Annotated in this window: 19 protein-coding genes; 4 read left to right on the top strand and 15 right to left on the bottom strand. The window is 42.0% G+C overall.

Going from position 1 to position 20,859, the window contains the following annotated elements:
* Positions 1–32: 32 nt before the first annotated feature.
* Entirely contained in the window at positions 33–2,312 is a 2,280-nt protein-coding gene (locus AAEU31_RS11070) for an acyl-CoA dehydrogenase (RefSeq protein WP_421967230.1), read from the bottom strand.
* Between the two features lie 169 nt (positions 2,313–2,481).
* Between AAEU31_RS11070 and AAEU31_RS11075 the strand changes: the two genes are divergently transcribed.
* Positions 2,482–4,329, top strand: a complete 1,848-nt coding sequence (locus tag AAEU31_RS11075) for a M2 family metallopeptidase (protein WP_421967231.1) — start codon at positions 2,482–2,484, stop codon at positions 4,327–4,329.
* 57 nt (positions 4,330–4,386) lie between these two features.
* Here AAEU31_RS11075 and AAEU31_RS11080 read toward each other — a convergent pair whose 3' ends face one another.
* The 11 genes from AAEU31_RS11080 to AAEU31_RS11130 all read right to left on the bottom strand — a co-directional run bounded on the left by AAEU31_RS11080 (position 4,387) and on the right by AAEU31_RS11130 (position 14,934).
* Positions 4,387–5,175 carry a putative porin gene (locus tag AAEU31_RS11080; protein WP_421967232.1) on the bottom strand — a complete coding sequence of 263 codons (789 nt, stop codon included), beginning with the start codon at positions 5,173–5,175 and terminating at the stop codon, positions 4,387–4,389.
* Between the two features lie 219 nt (positions 5,176–5,394).
* Positions 5,395–5,769, bottom strand: coding sequence for a PH domain-containing protein (locus tag AAEU31_RS11085; protein WP_421967233.1), 375 nt, complete (start codon positions 5,767–5,769; stop codon positions 5,395–5,397).
* Positions 5,770–5,771: 2 nt separating this feature from the next.
* The gene (locus tag AAEU31_RS11090; protein WP_421967234.1) at positions 5,772–6,680 is read right to left on the bottom strand and encodes an ABC transporter ATP-binding protein; all 909 of its coding nucleotides are present in this window, start codon (positions 6,678–6,680) and stop codon (positions 5,772–5,774) included.
* The gene (locus AAEU31_RS11095; RefSeq protein WP_421967235.1) at positions 6,677–7,495 is read right to left on the bottom strand and encodes an ABC transporter permease; all 819 of its coding nucleotides are present in this window, start codon (positions 7,493–7,495) and stop codon (positions 6,677–6,679) included. Before AAEU31_RS11095 ends, AAEU31_RS11090 begins: the two co-directional genes overlap by 4 nt.
* A gap of 115 nt (positions 7,496–7,610) precedes the next feature.
* Positions 7,611–8,789 (bottom strand): cystathionine beta-lyase, encoded by a 1,179-nt coding sequence (locus AAEU31_RS11100; protein ID WP_135924202.1) that lies wholly within the window; start codon positions 8,787–8,789, stop codon positions 7,611–7,613.
* A 19-nt stretch (positions 8,790–8,808) separates the two neighbouring features.
* Positions 8,809–9,726, bottom strand: coding sequence for an NAD(+) diphosphatase (gene nudC, locus AAEU31_RS11105; RefSeq protein ID WP_135924201.1), 918 nt, complete (start codon positions 9,724–9,726; stop codon positions 8,809–8,811).
* Positions 9,727–9,840: 114 nt separating this feature from the next.
* Entirely contained in the window at positions 9,841–10,635 is a 795-nt protein-coding gene (nagB, locus tag AAEU31_RS11110; RefSeq protein ID WP_138558935.1) for a glucosamine-6-phosphate deaminase, read from the bottom strand.
* A 209-nt stretch (positions 10,636–10,844) separates the two neighbouring features.
* Complete coding sequence (nagX, locus tag AAEU31_RS11115; protein ID WP_421967236.1) at positions 10,845–11,975, bottom strand: transmembrane glucosamine N-acetyltransferase NagX; 1,131 nt, start codon at positions 11,973–11,975, stop codon at positions 10,845–10,847.
* Between the two features lie 61 nt (positions 11,976–12,036).
* On the bottom strand, positions 12,037–13,149 hold the full coding sequence (gene nagA / locus AAEU31_RS11120) for an N-acetylglucosamine-6-phosphate deacetylase (protein ID WP_421967237.1): 1,113 nt from the start codon (positions 13,147–13,149) through the stop codon (positions 12,037–12,039).
* Entirely contained in the window at positions 13,149–14,063 is a 915-nt protein-coding gene (gene nagK, locus AAEU31_RS11125; RefSeq protein WP_135924197.1) for an N-acetylglucosamine kinase, read from the bottom strand. Before nagK ends, nagA begins: the two co-directional genes overlap by 1 nt.
* A 376-nt stretch (positions 14,064–14,439) precedes the next feature.
* Complete coding sequence (locus tag AAEU31_RS11130) at positions 14,440–14,934, bottom strand: LabA-like NYN domain-containing protein (protein ID WP_421967238.1); 495 nt, start codon at positions 14,932–14,934, stop codon at positions 14,440–14,442.
* Positions 14,935–15,089: 155 nt separating this feature from the next.
* Between AAEU31_RS11130 and AAEU31_RS11135 the strand changes: the two genes are divergently transcribed.
* Together AAEU31_RS11135 and AAEU31_RS11140 are read left to right on the top strand one after the other, a co-directional pair.
* Positions 15,090–15,704 (top strand): hypothetical protein, encoded by a 615-nt coding sequence (locus tag AAEU31_RS11135; RefSeq protein WP_135924195.1) that lies wholly within the window; start codon positions 15,090–15,092, stop codon positions 15,702–15,704.
* On the top strand, positions 15,701–16,453 hold the full coding sequence (locus AAEU31_RS11140) for a DUF3307 domain-containing protein (RefSeq protein WP_135924194.1): 753 nt from the start codon (positions 15,701–15,703) through the stop codon (positions 16,451–16,453). Before AAEU31_RS11135 ends, AAEU31_RS11140 begins: the two co-directional genes overlap by 4 nt.
* Before the next feature lie 52 nt (positions 16,454–16,505).
* Here the strand turns inward: AAEU31_RS11140 and AAEU31_RS11145 are convergent, their stop codons facing one another.
* Together AAEU31_RS11145 and AAEU31_RS11150 are read right to left on the bottom strand one after the other, a co-directional pair.
* Positions 16,506–17,948 carry a DEAD/DEAH box helicase gene (locus AAEU31_RS11145; RefSeq protein ID WP_421967239.1) on the bottom strand — a complete coding sequence of 481 codons (1,443 nt, stop codon included), beginning with the start codon at positions 17,946–17,948 and terminating at the stop codon, positions 16,506–16,508.
* Positions 17,949–18,150: 202 nt separating this feature from the next.
* Complete coding sequence (locus AAEU31_RS11150) at positions 18,151–18,993, bottom strand: isopenicillin N synthase family dioxygenase (RefSeq protein WP_135924192.1); 843 nt, start codon at positions 18,991–18,993, stop codon at positions 18,151–18,153.
* 238 nt (positions 18,994–19,231) lie between these two features.
* Here AAEU31_RS11150 and AAEU31_RS11155 point away from each other — a divergent pair, with 238 nt between their 5' ends.
* Complete coding sequence (locus tag AAEU31_RS11155) at positions 19,232–20,119, top strand: MBL fold metallo-hydrolase (RefSeq protein ID WP_421967240.1); 888 nt, start codon at positions 19,232–19,234, stop codon at positions 20,117–20,119.
* Positions 20,120–20,126: 7 nt separating this feature from the next.
* Here AAEU31_RS11155 and AAEU31_RS11160 read toward each other — a convergent pair whose 3' ends face one another.
* Positions 20,127–20,858, bottom strand: a complete 732-nt coding sequence (locus tag AAEU31_RS11160; protein WP_421967241.1) for an alpha/beta fold hydrolase — start codon at positions 20,856–20,858, stop codon at positions 20,127–20,129.
* Between the last annotated feature and the right edge of the window lies 1 nt (position 20,859).

Consider the following 20,859-nt stretch of genomic DNA (forward strand, 5'->3'; position numbering starts at 1 on the left):
CACTAGCAAGGCTTTCATTGATATCTACTATACTACAACTCCCCAGGCGCAAAGTTATCTACTGCTATTGCCTGCTTGCGAAGCGAGTTCGCCTCATTCATTCGTGTAGCTACAGTTTCATTTATGAGGTTTTTATCTGCAGCAGCAGCTATCGCATCTTCCAATTCTAAGTGACGACCAATCGTGCCTTCTTTTTGCCATTTGCGTAATTGTTTAAAATCTTCATGGGTATCAATCATCGCGATAAACGCATTTTCCATTACCCCGGTGCCTGCATTTTCATCAACATAACAAAGGTGTGTGAGTCTGTCTCTAAAGACGCCTGGTTTACTCATATGCTCACAAATAGTCTGAGCAATGTCATCACTAGGACGGTGATAATGATTTCCCACAGGGAACACAATGCGTTTTAATAAGAAATTGACCACAGGGTTAGAGAAGTTCTTAAAGAAACCATCGAATGCTTGACCAATACAAAATAGCGAATGCTCAACCGCGTATTTTACAAAAGGTAAATCTGCTTGTTGACGCCCTTCGTCTTCGTAGCGCTTCATAACACATGATGCAAGATACAAATGGCTAAGCACGTCGCCTAGACGCGCCGAGATCATCTCTTTACGTTTTAACTCGCCCCCTAACACTAGCATGGCGAAATCTGTACAAAACGCTAAGCCACGACTCATACGGCTTAATTGTTTGTAATACACCGAGGTTGCCCCACACACCGGCGCTTTTGCAAAATAACTGCGAGTTAAAGCATGAACAAATGCCATGCCTGCATTGCTTGCAGCAAATAGAATGTGCTGAAGCAGTAACGAGTCAAATTCTTTCAATGCAACATCATGATCTTCCATTGCGGCTGCTTCCATTTCTTTTAAAACAAACGGATGACAGCGAGTCGCACCTTGACCAAATATCATCAAGTTACGAGTTAAAATGTTTGCACCTTCAACGGTAATTGACACGGGGATCCCCATATAACCATGGGCTAAATAGTTATTAGGGCCCACTTGAATACCCTTGCCTGAATGAATATCCATGGCATCATTCATTACCGTACGCCCCATTTCAGTCATATGATATTTAGCTATAGCAGTAACAACCGAAGGGCTCAGTTTTAAATCAATCGCTCCAGCAGTCATTAACCTTGCTGATTCTAGCATGTAGGTCAAGCCACCAATACGTGCGAGTGCCTCTTGCACACCTTCAAATTGACCAATCGAAACACCAAACTGCTGACGCACTGTTGCATAAGCCGATGTCATTCTTGACGCTAAATGACCTGTTGCGGTGCTAAGTGCCGGTAACGAAATACCGCGGCCTGCACTTAAACATTCAACTAGCATACGCCAACCTCTACCAGCCCCCTTTTCACCACCAATAATCCAATCAAGTGGTATAAATACATCTTTACCGTAGGTGGTACCATTCATAAATGCCATGTTCAGCGGATAATGACGCTCGCCAGTTTGCACACCTTCATGGTCTGTAGGGATGAGCGCACAAGTAATACCGAGCTCTTTTTTATCACCTAATAAGCCATCGGGGTCGTACATTTTAAATGCAAGACCAAGTACTGTAGCAATGGGTGCAAGGGTGATATAGCGTTTTGACCAGTTAAGTTTTAAGCCAATCACTTCTTCACCGTTATGCATGCCCTTACAAACCACACCAGTATCAGGAATACTGCCCGCATCCGATCCGGCCTCAGGGCCTGTTAAAGCAAAACAAGGCACATCATCACCTTTAGCTAAGCTTGGTAACCAACGCTCTTGTTGCTCTTTAGTACCGTAATGTAAAAGCAGCTCACCGGGGCCTAAACTATTTGGCACCATTACCGTAACTGCTGCAGTTAAACTTTTGGTGGCAATTTTTGCTACAATCGTTGAGTTAGCGATTGCTGAAAACTCTTTCCCTCCAAACTCTTCTGGAATAATTAGAGCAAAAAAGCCTTCTTTTTTTAAGTAATCCCAGACTTCTTTTGGTAGGTCTTTATCTTTTTGCACGATTTGATAATCATCAAGCATGGCTAGCAAGGTTTCGACTTGCTCACTCATAAATGCGCGCTCTTTGTCACTTAATTCAGGCTTGGGAAAACCGTGTAATTTTTGCCAATCGGGGTTACCGCTAAATAACTCACCATCCCACCACACATCGCCCGCTTCCATCGCTTCGCGTTCTGTTTGAGATAAAGGTGGCAACACTTTTTTAAACATACTAAACGTGGGCCGCGTAACAAGATTAATGCGAATGTCTTTCACTGCAAAAATCACAATTACAGCAACCAATAGCAAAATAATTACGGTCGTCATTGTGCAATCCTTTTATTTAAGTCAGTTTTCTCAAGTATGACTGATCGTGCCATAAATACAACGTAAGCAGCGGTAACTTCAGTTGTTTTAGTACGCACTGTTTGTGGTTTAGTAAGACACTGCTATTATGCTAAAGCAATAAAAAACAACAAACTTCTAGGGAATAAAAATGAAGACTCCATATAAGCTGAGCATCAGCGCATTAATGGTCGCAAGTGCATTAGCGCTTACTGGCTGTAATGACGACGCTACGAGCACTAAAACAACAACTGCTGAAGTCAAATCAAGCCAAGTAACAGCACAAGATGCTGATAAATTTATCGCCGATACTGAAAAAGAATTAAGCGCACTATATTTAGAATCAAGTCGCGCTGAATGGATTTATGCCAACTTCATCACTCACGATACAGCTGAATTATCTGCTGAAGTAAATCGCAAAATGACCGAAGCCGTAGTCCGCCTAGCAAATGAAGCTGCAAAATTCGATAGTTTAGAGCTTGATTATGATGCACGTCGTAAACTAGAGAAACTTAAACTAGCGCTCACTTTACCTGCACCACAAGATGCTGAAAAAACAGCAAAGCTCTCACAATTAGTGGCTGAGTTAGGAGGCATTTATGGCAAAGGTAAATACTGTAAAGAAGATGGTAGCTGTTTAAGCCTTGGCGAAATGACAGCTAAAATGGCAACGAGTCGTGATTACAATGAATTGCTTGATTTATGGCAAGGTTGGCGTCAAGTTTCAAAACCTATGCGCCCACTTTATGAGCAACAAGTTGCACTGACCAATGAAGGTGCAAAAGAGCTAGGTTATGCAGATACAGGCGCTATGTGGCGTAGTAAATACGACATGCCAGCCGATGATTTTGCAAAAGAACTTGACCGTATTTGGGGTCAAGTTAAACCGCTTTATGATTCATTACATTGTCATGTTCGTGCCAAGTTAGGTGAAAAATATGGCGAAGATAAAGTACCTCAAGACCAACCTATCCCAGCACACCTGCTAGGTAATATGTGGGCACAAACTTGGGGTAACATTTACGATGTTGTTGCACCAGAGAATGCAGATCCTGGTTATGACGTTACAGAACTATTAGCTGAACACGATTACGACGAACTTAAAATGGTACGTGGTGCCGAGAAGTTCTTTACATCAATGGGTTTTGCACCATTGCCAGATACCTTCTATGAGCGCTCATTATTCACTAAACCACAAGATCGTGACGTACAGTGTCATGCATCAGCATGGAACATAGATAGTAAAGACGACCTACGTATTAAAATGTGTATTCAACGTACAGGTGAAGAGTTCTCTGTTATTCACCATGAGTTAGGTCATAATTTCTACCAACGCGCGTACAACACGCAACCTATTTATTATCAAGAAAGTGCGAACGATGGTTTCCACGAAGCGATTGGTGACACCATTGCTCTTTCTGTGACACCAGGTTATTTAAAAGAAATTGGTTTATTAGACGAAGTGCCTGATGAATCTAAAGATATCGGCCTATTAATGAAAATGGCATTAGACAAAGTAGCGTTTATCCCGTTTGGTTTATTAGTAGACCAATGGCGCTGGAAAGTTTTCTCAGGTGAAGTAACGCCAGAGAACTACAACAAAGCGTGGTGGGAGTTACGCGAAAAATATCAAGGTGTACAAGCGCCTATCGCACGTAGCGAAGCAGACTTCGATCCAGGTGCTAAGTATCACGTACCGGGTAACACGCCTTACACACGTTATTTCTTAGCGCACATTTTACAATTCGACTTCCACAGAAGTTTATGTGAAATTGCCGGTAATAAAGAAGCGATTCACCGCTGTTCAGTTTACAACTCTGCTGAGGCGGGTGAAAAACTAAATGCAATGTTAGAAATGGGCTCAAGCCGCCCATGGCAAGAAGCCCTTGCCACTATCACTGGTAAAGAAGAAATGGATGCAACAGCAATCTTAGATTACTTTGCACCGTTACAAAAATACCTTGATGAGCAAAATAAAGGCCGCCAGTGTGGTTGGTAATAATAAAAACGAAAAAGCCCGCATAATGCGGGCTTTTTTATGTCATCAAATTAATGATTAAAACTGTAAGCTTACGTTTGCGAAGTATGCATCGTAATCTGAGTCATCCCAGTTGTTTGCATAACCTGCTTTTAAGCCAACGTTTTTGTTAAAGAAGTGCTGTGCACCAAAGCTGTAGTCATCTTCTTTGTTAAACGTTACAAATACTGATGTTGCTTTAGAGAAGTAGTAGTTAGAACCTAGTTCCCAAGAGCTACCGCTATCATCTGTATCAGCAATAGTACCTTCAATTGTTAAGTAGTTACCTTGTTGAAGATCCATGAAGTATTTTGCATTTACAGCACGGTAATCAAACTCATCGTCAGCTGTGAATGTGAAACCTAAGTAATCAGTGCTGTTAAGCTGATGATTGTATTTAAGGTCGAACATTACAGTGTTGTCACCGTCTTCTACATCGATAAATGTCGCTTTAAAAAGAAGGTTAGGATTAAAGAAGTAACCTGCAGACACATTGAATAAATCAGTGTCTGAACCGTAATCGTAGTTGCTGTAACCCGCACCGATTACAAAATCTTGTACGAAGTACTCACCACCGATGTTAGTTACATCACCAAAGTCGTCATCAGAGTAAGAACCAAATACATTGGTTGTTTTGTTGATGTATTCAAACTGGTCGTATGGACCCATCGTTTTCTTTGGCGCGAAGTAATATGTTGAATCAACACTTACTGTGTCGTTGCCATCGGTGTCCATGTATCCTAAATGGCTGATTGATTGGTAACTATCCGCAGCAGTCGCGGCAGTTGACAGAAGCATACTCGAAATAATAACTGCTAACTTTTTCATAAACAGATTTCCCTATTAACATTGTTTCATTGCTGTTGAAAACTAGCCTGATGGCTAAGTTGGGCACATGCTAACGTGAGAAAACTGAACGGAAACTTAACTAAGCGTTTGTTTTTACTTGATTAATTGTAATAAAGTGTCGGTAAATGTAAAGAAAAAGTTGGCCGAATAATTCTATTCAAAGCCAACTTATAATTTAAAGTCTATAATTTCAGTACCTTATAAAGAGAATTCACTAATAATTCTGTAAACCTCATTAATGTTATCTCCTGTTTTAAAGTCTTTACTGATTGGCGTTGGATCTGAACCAACCCAAATTTTCAGTTCAGCATCTAAGTCAAAATGCCCGGCACTTTCTTTACTAAACTTAGTAATTTTTGAGTAAGCAATGCTCAACATTTCAACTTTAGAACCAGTAACACCTTGTTTATCAATAATAATTAATCTCTTATTGGTAAAGATAAACATATCACGAATGACTTTATAGGCTTTTTGAACTGTTTCACCATCAATCAGAGTATTGGCAAGCAGCTCTTCTAAATCATCATTATCGACTTCACTTGCGTTACCCATTAATCCACTTAATAGACCCATAACTAGCTCTCCTTATGAAAAATTTGGTTTTCGAGTGTGTGACCATTCACCAGTTGACGATACTGCCAACCTTGTTGATAACAAAAGTGTAGAAGATTGATATCAAAAGGCTCAGCTGTTTTCTCAAACTCGATCACATATTCTTTTGCTTGGCTCATATAAACATGATGTACATGGGCAAGGCCTGCAAGCTTTGCTTCTACATCATCATATTGTTGATTCAACTGTAGCGTAATAAAGTGTTTGTTATCTTGTGTGCTAGAACGGGCTTGATGCTCACTTAATACCCCTTTATCTAGGTGTAAAACTTGTGAGCATAAACGCTCAAGCTCAGTTAAGTCATGGGAGCTTAAAATAAATGTTGCCTCGTTACTTAAAGAGCTTACCAGCTCTCGAACCTCACGGGCATGGATTGGGTCAAGACCCGCTGTTGCTTCATCAAGCATCACTATTTCAGGTGAACCAATTAAAGCTTGTGCAATAGTCACTCGCTTACGCATACCATGAGAAAGGTCATCCGGTCGCTGCTTAGCCACTTCTGACAAACCAACTAGCTCTAAAACCCGAGCCGTTTCTTTTTTACGAACCGCGCCACTGAGCCCTTGTAATTGACCATAAAAGTTAAGTTGATGCGCAATACTAAAACGGGGATCAAGCTGGGCATCTTGTGGTAACGCAGTTAATTTACCAAATAACGTCGCACTACCTGGGTTATGCCCCATTACCGATAGCTTTCCTGAACTTGGTAAAATATAGCCACATAACAAGCTGAATAAGGTTGTTTTACCCGCACCATTTGGACCAACCAGCGCCACTGGTGCCCCTTTATTTATTTCAAAGCTGACGTTATCGAGCGCTCGTTTAACCCCGTAGTTTTTTGACAAGCCTTGTGCTTGAATTAAAAAGGTCATAATGAGCTCCTCGCAAAAATTCGTTCACCAGCAATTAATAACACTGCCGTTTGTAGAAGTGGTAAACCAAGAGCAAGTGTGATGCCGGCACGTTGACCAGCCATTAAATCAAGTTGATAGCCCGGAAATATGTAATTTAAAACCTCAAATGCAGGCCATTGCCATGTTAGTAAGCCAATCACAATATTACCGCCGGCAAAGAACAAAATGGCCAACACAAATGCAAGACGCGATGAACGCGCAAAGGTATTCAAAAAGCTCATCAAAGCAATAAATGGCATAACCGCAACAAGCAAATAAAATAACAACATAAAGCTTCGCGTTAAGCCTGAAAGCAGCAAACTGGGCTCACGATAGCCAAGCATTGCAACGGTTGCCATCAAGGTAACAAATAACAGTGCCGCCAAAATGAGTAGCTGCCCTAAAAAGCGACCTATGATAATTTCTGAGCGAGTGGCTCTAAGTGATAAAAAGCGTAACGTACCCCGTTGTCTGTCGCCCACAGTTTGGTCGCTGCATAAAAACAAACAAAAGCTTGGGAAACTAAATAAAGCAATCAGCCAATAAACAGCTAGTTCAGATTCAGGCCAATCAAGTAATTTACTGATGCCAATGGCGCCAAAGGCTTGCCTTGCAAAGTCAGCAAAATCAGGTGAGCTAATCAAGGTCACAGATTGGGCAATGGGATAGCGTAAAATAAGTAGCCAACAAATGGCAAAAGCGGCAACCGCCAGCAAACCACGTTTGGTCAAAAATAGTCGTACCAGCTCAAATTGGGCAATTTGTGCAAGACGTTTAGGATGTAACTGCGTCACTCATAATCCTTAATGAATTTTATTATTAGAATTACACTAAGTTGAAACAGCTTGAATTACCAGAAAAAAAAGACCCGACAAGCGGGTCTTATGTAACAAAGTATAAACCTTTTACCTAAAGGTGGCTTTCGTACACAGCCAGTGCTTGATCAAGGTCGGCTAGTAAATCTGCTACATCTTCAAGGCCAATGTGAAGTCTTATCACTGGACCTTGCGACCAACCCGTTTCTGAGCGAAGCCCTTTCATGCTCAGGTTTGCCGTGACTAAGCTCTCATAACCGCCCCAAGAAAAGCCCATTTTAAAATGGTGCAGGCTATCTAAAAACGCATCAATCGCTTGTTGATTACCTTGCTTCATTACAAATGAAAATAAGCCATTACTACCATCAAAGTCTCGTTTAAAGAACTCATGACCCGGACACGTTGCAAAGGCCGGATGGCGAATATGATCAACCAATGGGTGTGTTTCAAGCCATTTAGCCACTTCAATGGCTGCTTGTTCATGCTGTTTTAAACGCACAGCCATAGTACGTAGACCACGTAGCGCTAAATAGGCATCATCCGCAGAAGTACATTGACCAAGTAGGTATGAATTTTCTCGAAGGGTTGGCCAATACTTTTTATTGGCGACCGCCACACCCATCATCACATCTGAATGACCAACAATATATTTTGTAGCAGCTTGAATACTAATATCAACACCATGCTCAAGCGGTCTAAAATGCAGGCCATTACCCCAGGTGTTATCTAACATAGTCATAACACCGCGCTCATTTGCCTTAGCAACCATTGCAGGCACATCTTGCACTTCCATGGTGATTGAGCCCGGTGATTCTAAAAACAATACGCGCGTGTTCTCTTTAATAAGCTCACTAATACCTGCGCCAATTCCCGGCGGGTAATAGGTTGTTTCAATCCCTAATCCAGCCAGTATTTTGTCACAAAAATCCCGGGTAGGTTCGTAGGCAGTATCCACCATTAAAATATGATCGCCCGTTTTCACAAACGATAACAGCGCATTGCTTATTGCGGCCGCACCTGATGGGTAAAGCGCACAGCCTTCACCGCCTTCTAGTTCAGCAATCGCTTCTTGCAAAGCAAAATGTGTCGTCGTACCACGACGGCCATAGAATAACGTTTTGTCGCCACGCTTCTTCGCCGCAGCTTTTAAATCAGCCACTGAATCGAATACCACAGTTGATGCACGTTGTACCACAGGGTTCACAACCCCTTGTGTGTACGCTTTTTTACGCCCTGCAGAGACGATTTGGGTATTTTTATTTGTCTTTGTCATAATTTATCCAAGCTGTACTTTACAGGTTGCGCCAGTGCTCAACCAAAAATCGAGAAATAGAATCTTGTCGGGTTAGTTTAAGATGACTACCCTGTTCATGCCATTGGCCGAATTCATTAAGTTCAGCGCGGCTAAACCATCTTGCGTCATCTAACTCGTCTTTATCTACCTGAATATCTTCAGAAACCGCTGTGGCCATAAAGCCAAACATAATTGATGACGGAAAAGGCCAAGGCTGTGAAGCGATATATTGAATATCTGTCACCGCAACACCAGCTTCTTCCATAACTTCGCGAGCCACGGCTTGCTCTAGTGTTTCACCTGGGTCAACAAAGCCCGCAAGTGTTGAAAAAACGCCTTCTGGCCAGCTTGCTTGACGGCCTAGCAAGCAGCGCTCAACTCCGTCTGAAAAGGTTTTAGTCACGATCATAATCACGGCAGGATCGGTACGCGGAAAAGTTTGATGCTGGCAAGTTTGGTTTTCACATAAACGCGAATGCCCTGCTTCAACCATATTATTTTCATGACCACAACGCCCACAAAAACGGTGTGTTGCGTGCCAAAAACATAAGCCCCTTGCCAGTGCTGCAATAGACCCTTGTTTAAGCTCAACTTGTGGGCCTAACTTGCGAATATCAACAAACTCAGCGCCATTGAGCATAGGCTCAATGAGTGAGTCTGGTTCATGGCTGACATCTAAAGCAAAGTGAGCCACATTATCGTCGTCTAACCCCAATAAAATGCCTTTTGATAAATCGAGGTGATCGACTTGAGATAAGCGTAAATAACACACTTCAGGACTGTCTTTAACAAATAAACTTTGATTGTTATTGACCAATAACCAGCGACTCTGAGAATTCATTTGAGCCTTTAACCACTTAGGATCTTTACGGCGATTTGATGCACGATCCAATGGCATTTGAGAGTAATTCAGCATGGCGTTCCTTGAAAATAGTTTACTCGCTAAAACTACCATAAGCTGATGATAAACCCAATTTATTACACGTATAAAAAAAGCCCAAACAGGGCTTTTTTATTCTCTCTCACAATTTTACAAGGTCGCGAGGTGCGCTTGTAGTTTTTGGTTCTCAGCTTCAATATGCTGATAAAACTCTAAATCTTCTAGTTTACTTGCGGCAGCTTTATCAATGATGATCACAGCATCTTTATGAAGTTGCAGAGCCGAAGCTGGGCATTTGGCCATTAACGGGCCTTCTACCATGGCGTGAACGGCATCAGCTTTACTTGCACCGGTTGCTAAAAGCACTACTTTTTTGGCTTCTAAAATAGTACCAATACCCATAGTGATTGATAAATGCGGTTGATATTCGCCTTCTGCAAAAAATCGCGCATTGTCTTCAATCGTCGCTTTTGTCAGTGTTTTAACTCGGGTGCGTGATGTCAAACCTGAAGATGGTTCGTTAAAGCCGATATGACCATTACGGCCAATACCAAGTAGCTGTATATCAACACCACCAGCTGCTGTGATTTTTTGTTCATATTCAGTGCAAGCAACAAGCGGATTTACTGCATCACCCGGCGGTACATGAGTGTTCTGTTTGTCAATATCTACATGGTTAAATAGCTGTTCATTCATAAAGTAGCGGTAACTTTGTGGATGTTCGCCAGTTAAACCTAAATACTCATCTAAATTAAATGTTGTCGCTTGGCTAAACGAAATCTCGCCAGCTTTATTTTTAGCAATCAGCTCTTGATATAAAGCAACCGGCGTTGAACCAGTTGCAAGGCCTAGTACTGATGCAGGTTTTTTTAATAGTTGTTTAGCAAAGATGTTAGCACCATACGCTGCAACTTGGGCTGCATCATCAAGAATTACTATTTGCATATCGATTAGCTCTAAATTATTTAAATTGAAAAAAATGGCTCTAAAACCCAACCCACGTGCAATCGAGTTGGGTTTTAGACTAACCACTGCCAGGATACATTACAGTAGTTAAAACCATTATGACAACGCTGTCATTATCACTTTTAGCCTTACCTTTGTAAAGTAAAAGTGAATAAAAAATTACTCTTTTTGTTGGTGTTTAATAATTATCAAACACTAACAAAGATCTTACGGCGATACATCCAATGCAATACCAGCATTTGTACTGCTAATAACGCTATCACCGCCATCAGAGGTTGCCATGCCTCTGGCACAGCTCGAACCACCCCACCAAATACGCTTTGGCTTACATAACCCCAATTCACTAGACTTGACGCTAAATAAATAATAATTGAGTTTGCACCTATGATCACAAAGGGATACGCGGCGCGTTGCCCTGGCAGAATATCCACCAGTGCATAAAATACGGCGAGCAATATGGCACTCCAGCCAACGGTTACAAGCACAAATGAGCTGGTCCAAAGTTCTTTATTGACTGGGAACTGTAAATCCCATAACCAACCTAAACTTACACTTACCGCCCCTGCGGCGAACAGTAATGCGGTCATTTTCCACTCGCCAATTTGCTGAGCACGAGCAACTAATTGCCCTGCAAACACGCCCATCAATGCATTAACAATCGCTGGTATATTCGACAATACACCTTCAGGGTCCACCACACGGTTTTGATAACTAATACCCGGTAGTAAGTGCGCATCAAACCATGCATTCCAACTGCCTGCAGCCGAAAGGTCGCCAGCACTGCCACCAGGCACTGGCACAAAACAAAGCAGTAACCAATAAGCCACTAAAATAGCGCCTGCAGTAATAATTTGTGTTCGCAAACTAGTGTGCCAAACCAACATTGCACAGAAAAACCATGCAATAGCGATACGTCCAAGCACACTGACATAACGAATTTCATCCAACGCCATTGGCATCCCTGTGCCCCAGCCGTGGTTATACAAAATACCTAATAAGCACAATAGCAAAAGACGCTTACCCGCCTTGCGGTAATACACTTTGCGCTCATCAAACGGTAAATGGTCAATGCGTTTTGGGGCTAGCCCCATCGCCACACCTGATAAGAATATAAATAATGGGAAAATCAGATCGTAAAATGTGAAGCCATGCCAAACACTATGCACTGTGTGCGCTTCAAAAACTTTCCAGCCAGTCCAGCCAGTTAAAACGAATAGCGCTGCAAATAGTGACTGTCCACCTAATATCCAAAACATATCCATGCCGCGCAATGCATCCAGCGATGCCAATCGTTTTCTTGTTGGTTGTGTTGTTGTCATTGTTTACCTTTAATACAAAAAGCCCCGCGATACTTCGGCGGGGATTTTTCCAGGGAAGTTCTTACAAAGCTTTACCAGCTATATATGTCGCTTTTACATATTGATTATCATCTAGCACAACAAAATCAGCATCAAAACCGCTCAGCAAGCGACCTTTTTTATGTAAACCTAAATATTGTGCAGGATAAAGTGATGCCATTCGTAAGCTCTCAGCAAGGCTAACATCCAATGTATTCACTGTGTTACGCACCGCACTTGCCATATCAAGTACGCTGCCTGCTAATTCACCGGTCGTTGAATTTAATCGATCGCCAGTACGAATAACTTTACGACCATCAAAGAAATCAAACTCCATATCGTCAGTACCCACAGGTGGCATTGCATCTGTGACTAACATAATTTTTCCGCGTTGTTTGCTGCGAATTGCTAATTTTGCTGATGAAGGGTGCACATGATGACCATCAACAATTAAGCCACACCAGCTGTTATCATCCCAAAGTGCAGCACCAACAACACCCGGCTCTCGTGATGTAAACGCTGACATCGCATTAAATAAATGGGTGAATCCATCAGCTCCTGCTGCAAGTGCAGCATTGGTAGTCGCAAAATCCGCATTAGTGTGGCCAATAGATACCTTTACGCCACACTCAACTAGGCGCGCGATATCTTCAGCACTAACATTCTCAGGCGCTAAGGTAACCATTTTAATACCTAGATCTTGGCGTGCATAAATCGCAAATTCTTGCTCTGTGATTGGGCGAATAAACTGCTCGCTATGGGTGCCTTTTTTCCCTAATGAAAGGTGCGGTCCTTCGAAGTGTACGCCCATAACGCCCGGGATCCCTTCAGCAATTGCTTGTGCAGTGGCATCTGCGGCTTTTGCCATGACTTCGACTTTGTCGGTAATCAGCGTTGGCATAATCGCTGTTGAACCAAACTGACCATGTGCTTTGGCTATTTTATCTAAACAATCTGGTGTTTGTTCAGCGTTAAAAAACGCCCCACCACCGCCATTCACTTGTACATCAATAAAACCTGGCGCGACTAAACCCGTTAATGCAACGGCATCAGCATGTGCTTCAACACGCTTAAACACGCCATTGTCGACGCTAAAATATACGTCAGATAAAAATTCGTCACCGGTAAACAATTTACTTGCATGATAAATCGTCATTACAAACTTACCTCTTGGTTTTGTTCAAGCACAGATTGCTGAGCAAAATACACAGCGCCCATTTCGGGTGGTTGAATCGGCGCTTCAACTCGTTTCGCTATATCTTCATCAAGCCAACAGTTTAATGGTTCAGCTAAACCACCGATCATAGATAAACGTGGAGGGTTATTTTCAAGTAATCGGTGTGCTAATTTACTGACGTAATTAGCTCCTTCCTTAACAATTTCAATCGCTACTTGGTCGTTATTTTTTGCTGCTTCAAATACATAACGTGCTAATTTGGCAAAACTACTCGAAGGCTGCCCTGACATTTGCTCGACAATCCCCATGGCATTATCCACCGAGAAATGCTGACAAATCACATCTGTTAACTCTGTTTTTTCACCCAAACCATCTAAATCAAGTAATGCGTTTTTTATAGCTTCAAGCCCCATCCATGCACCACTGCCCTTATCACCAAGAGCAAAACCATGACCACCATAGTTTGTGGTATGACCCGCAACACAAGAGAATCCACATGAGCCCGTACCGGTTATAATTACCGCACCATCGCTACCTTCGTGTGCCCCAATACAAGCAGTATGTAAATCGGTAGTGAGAAACATTTGTTTAAATGGATGGTCCCATTCCATAATCTTGTCGTACAAGCTAGGTAGGTTTACACCAGCCAGACCCAAACCAGCATACAGTTGATGAACTGTCTCAAGTGGTAATCCAGCATCTCGAAGAGCTAACTGTGTTGAGACCATTATTGATTCAAGCGTGCGTTCTAAACCATGTAATGGGTTCGCGGGGCCACCAAGGCCGGTTCCTAATACACCTTGCTTAACAGAGTAGATAGTAGCTCGGCATTTTGTTCCGCCACCATCAATACCAATAAACAATTGGTCCTCACTCACACTCTTCGCCATCATTTAACGACCCCTAGCCTTCGTTTAGTTTTTATTTAAATCGCATTATTTTTATTCTAAGAATGCGAAATGATCTCAACCTTTGTTGATTTAATGTTACACAACAAATGACAGCGTTGTCATTATTTTTTTTATAAAAATGCACATAAGTTTAAAATTTACCTACAACACTTTGAAACTAAAGAGCATTATTCGTGAGTAATAAATAAAAAATCGTCCAGTAATCACTTCTCAACTTATTCTCGCTACTTTTTTGAGTGCAAATTAGCGACAAAGCTCCATGTTACTGTGCTTTTATATACTCAGTATTGTATCTAATATTAGCTTAGCGCAAATAATACTTTAGTTAAACATTTTATTTAAAGTGGAATATTTTTTTCTATCTTGATAACAACAGTGAATCATCAATACAGTGAAACTCAGCAGCGGCTTGCTTTAAAATATCGGCAGTGAGGTGCTCTGCTCCATAGACATCACACGGTAGCTGATAATTATTCGCTAAGTGACCAAGCAATAACGCAAAATCACCATCACCCGAAAGTAATACCATTCTATCAAGCTGCTTGGCATGCTCTAGCATATCAATGGTAATGCCAACATCCCAGTCCCCTTTTGCACTACCATCTCTGCGCTGAATAAAAGGTTTTAGTTTTACCTCAAAACCAATTGCGCGCAGGATATTTTGAAACTGCGATTGCTTTTCGTCACCTCGGTATATTGCATACGCAATAGCACAATCAATTTGGTAGCGTTCGCTCATCTGTGCCCAAAAGGCATTGTAATCAAAGTTTTTCTTGTAACTTTCTTTACAGGTGTAATAAATGTTTTGTACATCTACAAAGATACCGACTCTTGGCTTATCAACTACTGACATAATTATTCTGTTTTTAGTGATTTGTGTTCACTGTAGCATATCTAGGTTGATATTTACGAAAAAGTAACCTAAATTGGTTACATAAAACAAAGTAACCAAATTTGGTTACTTATCGCGATGTAACTAAATTAAGTTACTTAATCTAAGGGATCATAATGATTGCGGTGATCAGTGGTGATTTAATTAAATCACAAAAAATTCCACAACAAGAATACGATGCCATGCTGTATCAGCTTGATCAAAGCTTACGCTTTGTTGCCAAGCGTTTTAATGCAAGCTTCACCATTTACCGAGGTGATGCGTTGCAAGTACAGCTATCAGAGCCTGAGCTGGTGTGTCATGCAGCCATCTTGTTGTATTTGCAAATGAAAGCAGCCAATTACGAACTACGACAAAGTTTGGCTATTGGCTCACTCGACAACCCCCGCGCCGATATAAAAACAGCCACAGGCAGTGCTTATACCTTATCTGGTCGCGGCTTAGATAACATCGGCCAGCAACGTTTGGTGATCAATATTGAAAATAACACCCTTGAAGAAGCCTTTGCGCTTAATATTGCTTTTGTCGAAGTACTACTTGAAAAAATGAGTCAAAAGCAGGCCAATGCCCTGTTTTATTATTTAACCGTCGAAAATAACAGTCATGCAGAGCTTGCCAAAGAGCTTAATACTAGCCGAGAGAATGTCACTAAGTTACTCAACCTAGCCCATTATCAACTAATCGAGCGCTTTATAAATTACAGCCAAACCACACTCAAAGGATTGTTATGACCAGTTTTGCTCTATTACTCACTGCTTTAGTACTGGGTCACTTACTTGCTGACTTTTATTGGCAACCAATGAGCTGGGTGCACGATAGAAACAACCGTCACTTTCGTGCCAGCAAACTCTACTTGCACGTATTAACACATGGCGTGACCTCTTTAGCTGTGCTAACACTGTGGGAATACACCTACGGCTGGCAAGAGTTCTCTCGGGTATTGTTAGCAACTGTGGCGATTATGCTGAGCCACTATGTCATTGACTTGGCAAAATCGTATTCAAATAAAGGCGTGGTGCCCTTTATACTCGACCAACTAGCCCACCTTGTTGTGATTGTAATGCTAACGGTTTGGCTTACCGATAAAAATGAATTTTATAGCTTAACATGGCAAAAGCTGATTGCCCTCGATACCTTGTTTGTTATTGCAGCTTATTTATTGGTGCTTAACCCAAGCTCTGTGTTTATTCGCATGATGCTAGAAAAAATCAATATCCAGATCAACAATGAAGGCAGTATTCCTGCTGCGGGTCATTTTATTGGCTTGCTAGAGCGGGTATTAATGTTGAGCTTTATCTTGCTGGGTGAATACGGCGGTGTGGGCTTTCTACTGGCAGCAAAATCTATATTTCGCTTTGGTGATTTAAAAGAAAGTAGCGAAAAACAACTCACCGAATATGTCATGCTGGGCACTTTATTAAGTGTCACCGTGACACTCTTTATTGGTGTCGCCACCTTGTATTGCATTAAACTTTTTTAATCGCTTAGAAAAACAAAAACGCGCAATTGCGCGTTTTTTGTTTTTACTGTTATCAACTATCCGCAGCAGGTTTACGTCTTGGTCGAGATGGCCCAGACACACGCTGACGATTACCCGCAGGTTTATTACCTGTGGGTTTGTTGTTATTCGATTTATTAGCGTTATTACTGCCTTTTTGGTTTTGGCCCTGCTCTTTACCTTTACCCTGCCATTTACCTTGTAAAGGTCGCTTTTGCGATTTAGGTTTTGGCTTTTGTGCAGGTTTTGCTGCGCCTTGACCATCTTGTGCTTTTGGCTTTTTCGGTTTCTTTGGCTTTTTAGGCTTGATTGGACGCGTATCTAGCGGCTTTTCAGCAACCGGCTTACTCGGCTCAAAGCCAGCTTCTGTTGCACGCGGAATAAGCTCACCAATAAAGCGCTCAATACCATATAAATCGTCGGCATCATCAGCTGTTACAAACGAAATAGCATGACCCGATGCACCTGCTCGGCCCGTACGGCCAATACGGTGTACGTAATCTTCATAAATATTCGGTAAATCGTAGTTAACAACATGAGGTAGCTCAACAATATCAAGGCCTCGGGCAACGATATCAGTTGCCACTAGTACGCGCACTTCACCCGATTTAAAGCCTTCAAGCGCTTTAACGCGAGCACCTTGCGATTTATTACCGTGAATAGCAGCTCCCACAATCTCATCGCGTTCAAGCTGCTTAACTAAGCGGTTCGCACCATGTTTAGTGCGGCAAAATACTAATACTTGCTGCCAATCATTGCTACGGATCAAATGACTAAGTAGTGCTGTTTTGCGTGTTTTATCGACCGCATAAACAGACTGCGAAACCGTTTTAGCTGTGGTGTTTTTTGCTGCGACTGAAATTTCAACTGGGTCGTTAATTAGCCCTTTTGCAAGTTCACGAATTTCATCAGAGAAAGTCGCTGAAAACATCAGGTTTTGACGTTTAGCAGGCAATTTAGCTATGATACGTTTGATGTCATGAATAAAGCCCATATCGAGCATACGGTCGGCTTCATCAAGGATCAGCACTTCTAAATCATCAAACTTAACAGCATTTTGATTATGTAGGTCTAACAAGCGACCTGGTGTTGCTACTAAAATATCAACACCTTTGCGAAGGCGCAGCATTTGTGGGTTAATTTTAACGCCACCATAAACAACAAATGAGCTGACATTTGAATGTTTTGCATATTGCTCAACATTTTCACTTACTTGTAAAGCAAGCTCACGGGTTGGTGCCAGTACCAATGCTCGTACTTTATTACCACCCGCTTTAGGGCCTTTTGACAAGCGCTCAATTAACGGCAGCGTAAAACCCGCAGTTTTACCTGTACCCGTTTGTGCGGCAGCCATAACATCGCGGCCTTCAATGATCGCAGGGATAGCTTGTGATTGAATAGGCGTTGGTGCTTCATAGCCCTTTTCTAAAACTGCATTTACTAAAGCTGGTGATAAACCTAACCCATCAAAACTCATACTATCTCTCTTTAAAAAATTCAGCCGATACGGCGAAGTGCGCGCATTATACCTAGGATAGTCAATAATGCATGGAATTATTTACAAACTCATATTTTATAATGAGCTTGGTCGATTAATTTAAGGCATAAAAAAAGCGGCTCATGCCGCTTTGTTCTCATATACCCAAACCACCTCAAGGTGGTTTGGGTATAGCTAATCTTTACTTAACACCAAGCTCGCGCAAACGCTCTTGTAGGTAGCTGTCTGCGGTGTAGCGCTCAGATAGCACAACATCAGGACGCGGGTGTAAGAATAATGGTAACGAAATACGTGATTTCGTTGACGCTTTACCCGTTGGGTTGATCACGCGGTGAATCGTAGATGGGAAGTAACCACCTGACGCTTCTTGAAGCATGTCGCCAATATTGATGATCAGGTTACCAAAATCACATGGTACGTCTAACCAACCGCCATCCGTTGTTTGTACTTGTAAACCAGGCTCATTCGCCGCAGGTAATACAGTTAATAGGTTGATGTCACCATGCGCTGCCGCACGGATTGCACCTGGCTCTTCATCACCTGTCATTGGTGGGTAATGAAGAATACGCAGGAGTGTTTGCTCTGAGTTAGCAATCATATCTTTAAGATCGATAGAGAACTTAGCGCGCACCTCTTCTGGTGCTTCAGCTTGAACCCAGCTTAATAATGTAGCTGCAAACTCATTCGCTAAACGGTAGTACTCACGAATTTCTTCTTCTAGCTGTGCTGGGACACGGCCTTTTGGATAAACGTGGTAGTACTCTTTAATATCTTTAACGGTAAAGCCTTTTGCAACTTCTGACACTGATGGTGGGAAATAACCATCTTGTGTCTCTTTTGAAAATAAAAACTCGTGCTTTTGCTCAGAATTAAAGAATTCTTGCCAATTTTTGTAAATAGACTCAACTAATGACTGAGGGATTGGGTGATTTTTTAATACACCGAAACCTGTGTTTCTTAGTGACTCAACAAATTGAGCGGCCGCATCGCTCGCTTTATAATCAACGGTAGGTAAATGTTGCATTGTCTTTTCCAGTGAATAAGGTTCTAGAAGTCTGTGCTAAGCATAGCATTTCTTCATTATAGCGCTTCGCGAGGATAGAGAAACACAGGCAAAAACATAAGGACTTATGTCCGCCCCTACCTTGCTTAACTCCTTAAGTTTGATACAGATCAACTAAGCATTTAAGTAGTATAATATGTACTATCATCTAAACTTAGGTATGACCAACTAGACACGTTTCAACGCAAAAGGATCGCTAATGTTCAAAAGGCTGCAAATGTTACTTTTCAGTGCGCTGATACTCGTAACCAATCAGGTTATCTCAGCAGAGCAAGCCAACTATAAAGTCGAAAATATTAAAGACAACGTATACCGCTTTAGTGCTGGCCATTACCACAGCGCTTTTATGATTGTTGATAACCTTGCCTTAGTGACTGATCCTATCAATAGCGACGCCGCAAAATACCTAAAAAACTATATCAAGAAAACCTTTAACGCCGATATCAAATATATGCTGTACAGCCACAGCCATGTTGACCATGCAATGGGCGGTAATGAGCTAATCGATACCAACACAACTATCGTTGCTCATCAGTTTGCAGCTGAGGACCTTAAATTAAATAAAGTGCCTACGGCTCTGCCTGATCTTACTTTTACCGATACACTCAAAGTCGATTTAGGTGATAGCTACGTGCTGCTTAATTACTATGGGCCCAATAATGGCCGAGGTAATGTCAGTATGCGTTTTATGCCTGCCAATGTACTTTATGTTGTTGATTGGATTGTGCTTGGCCGCATGCCATATAAAAACCTGATTGGCTACGATATCAATGGCATGCTGCATTCAACCAACGCGGTGTTAAATGAGCCTGCTTTTGCTGCATTTATAGGTGGCCATGCAGATACTGGCAACCGCGATGACGTTGTTTCGTACTTACACTATATTGAAGACTTACACGCTGCCGTTCGCGATGGCATGTTACAAGGTAAAAATCTTGCGACCTTACAAAAAGAAATAAACTTACCTAAATACAGCCATTTAAAAATGTACCAGCAATGGCTACCACTGAATATTGAGGGTGTGTATAACAACCTTGTCGAGATGGGCTATTTTAATTTTCGCAGCGATATTGATGCTCGGTTTTAGCTGAGCATCAAAAGCGAGATAAAAACACGCTAAGTTCTTTACTCATTCGTGCTACAAGCGCTTTCGGCCCACCATCATACATATCGTTATGACGCGAATCTTTAAGCTTAATTTGCGTCACTGGGTATACAGAGAGCTCTTGCGGCGTTAGCAATACGTTGTCATCTGCTGGGTAATCGCTACCACGCAGTGTAAGTACAGCAATATTTTTGTTTCGCGGGATCAGCATACGACGATGATCAAGGGTGATCAACTTAGAAACCTTAGCGGGATAAATAGCGGCATATAATGCTGCAATATCACCCCCATTTGAGTGACCAAATAAAGTGAGCTGATTAAAGTCATACGCAGGATAACGCTTTGCAAGCTCTGTAGCTAAAAACTCAAGGGTTTGTACACCACGGTGCCAGTTTTCCATGCGTGTGGTCATGTAGGGTGGCTCAGGGTTTAAACTCGGGTCGCCTTTTAACTCATGAGCAACTTCAACCGTTAAATAACCATGCTGATGAAAGACCTGCTGGGCAAATTGATAGTCTGTATGTGCCATACCATAGCCTGCTCCAATAAATGCCACGGGGCACTTTTTCTTTACCGTGCATTCGCTATCGGCTGCTGTAATGATCACCGGAATATGGCGGGCTCGCTTAGTATCAAACAGTGTCTCTGTTTGGTTTGCAAAGGCTGTTTGCCCGCTAAGAGTTAAAGCGAGTATTAGCGCCGCCTTTTTAATATTTAACATT

Origin of the sequence: Pseudoalteromonas thalassia, from assembly GCF_049257215.1 — a bacterium.
GTDB lineage: Bacteria > Pseudomonadota > Gammaproteobacteria > Enterobacterales > Alteromonadaceae > Pseudoalteromonas > Pseudoalteromonas lipolytica_C.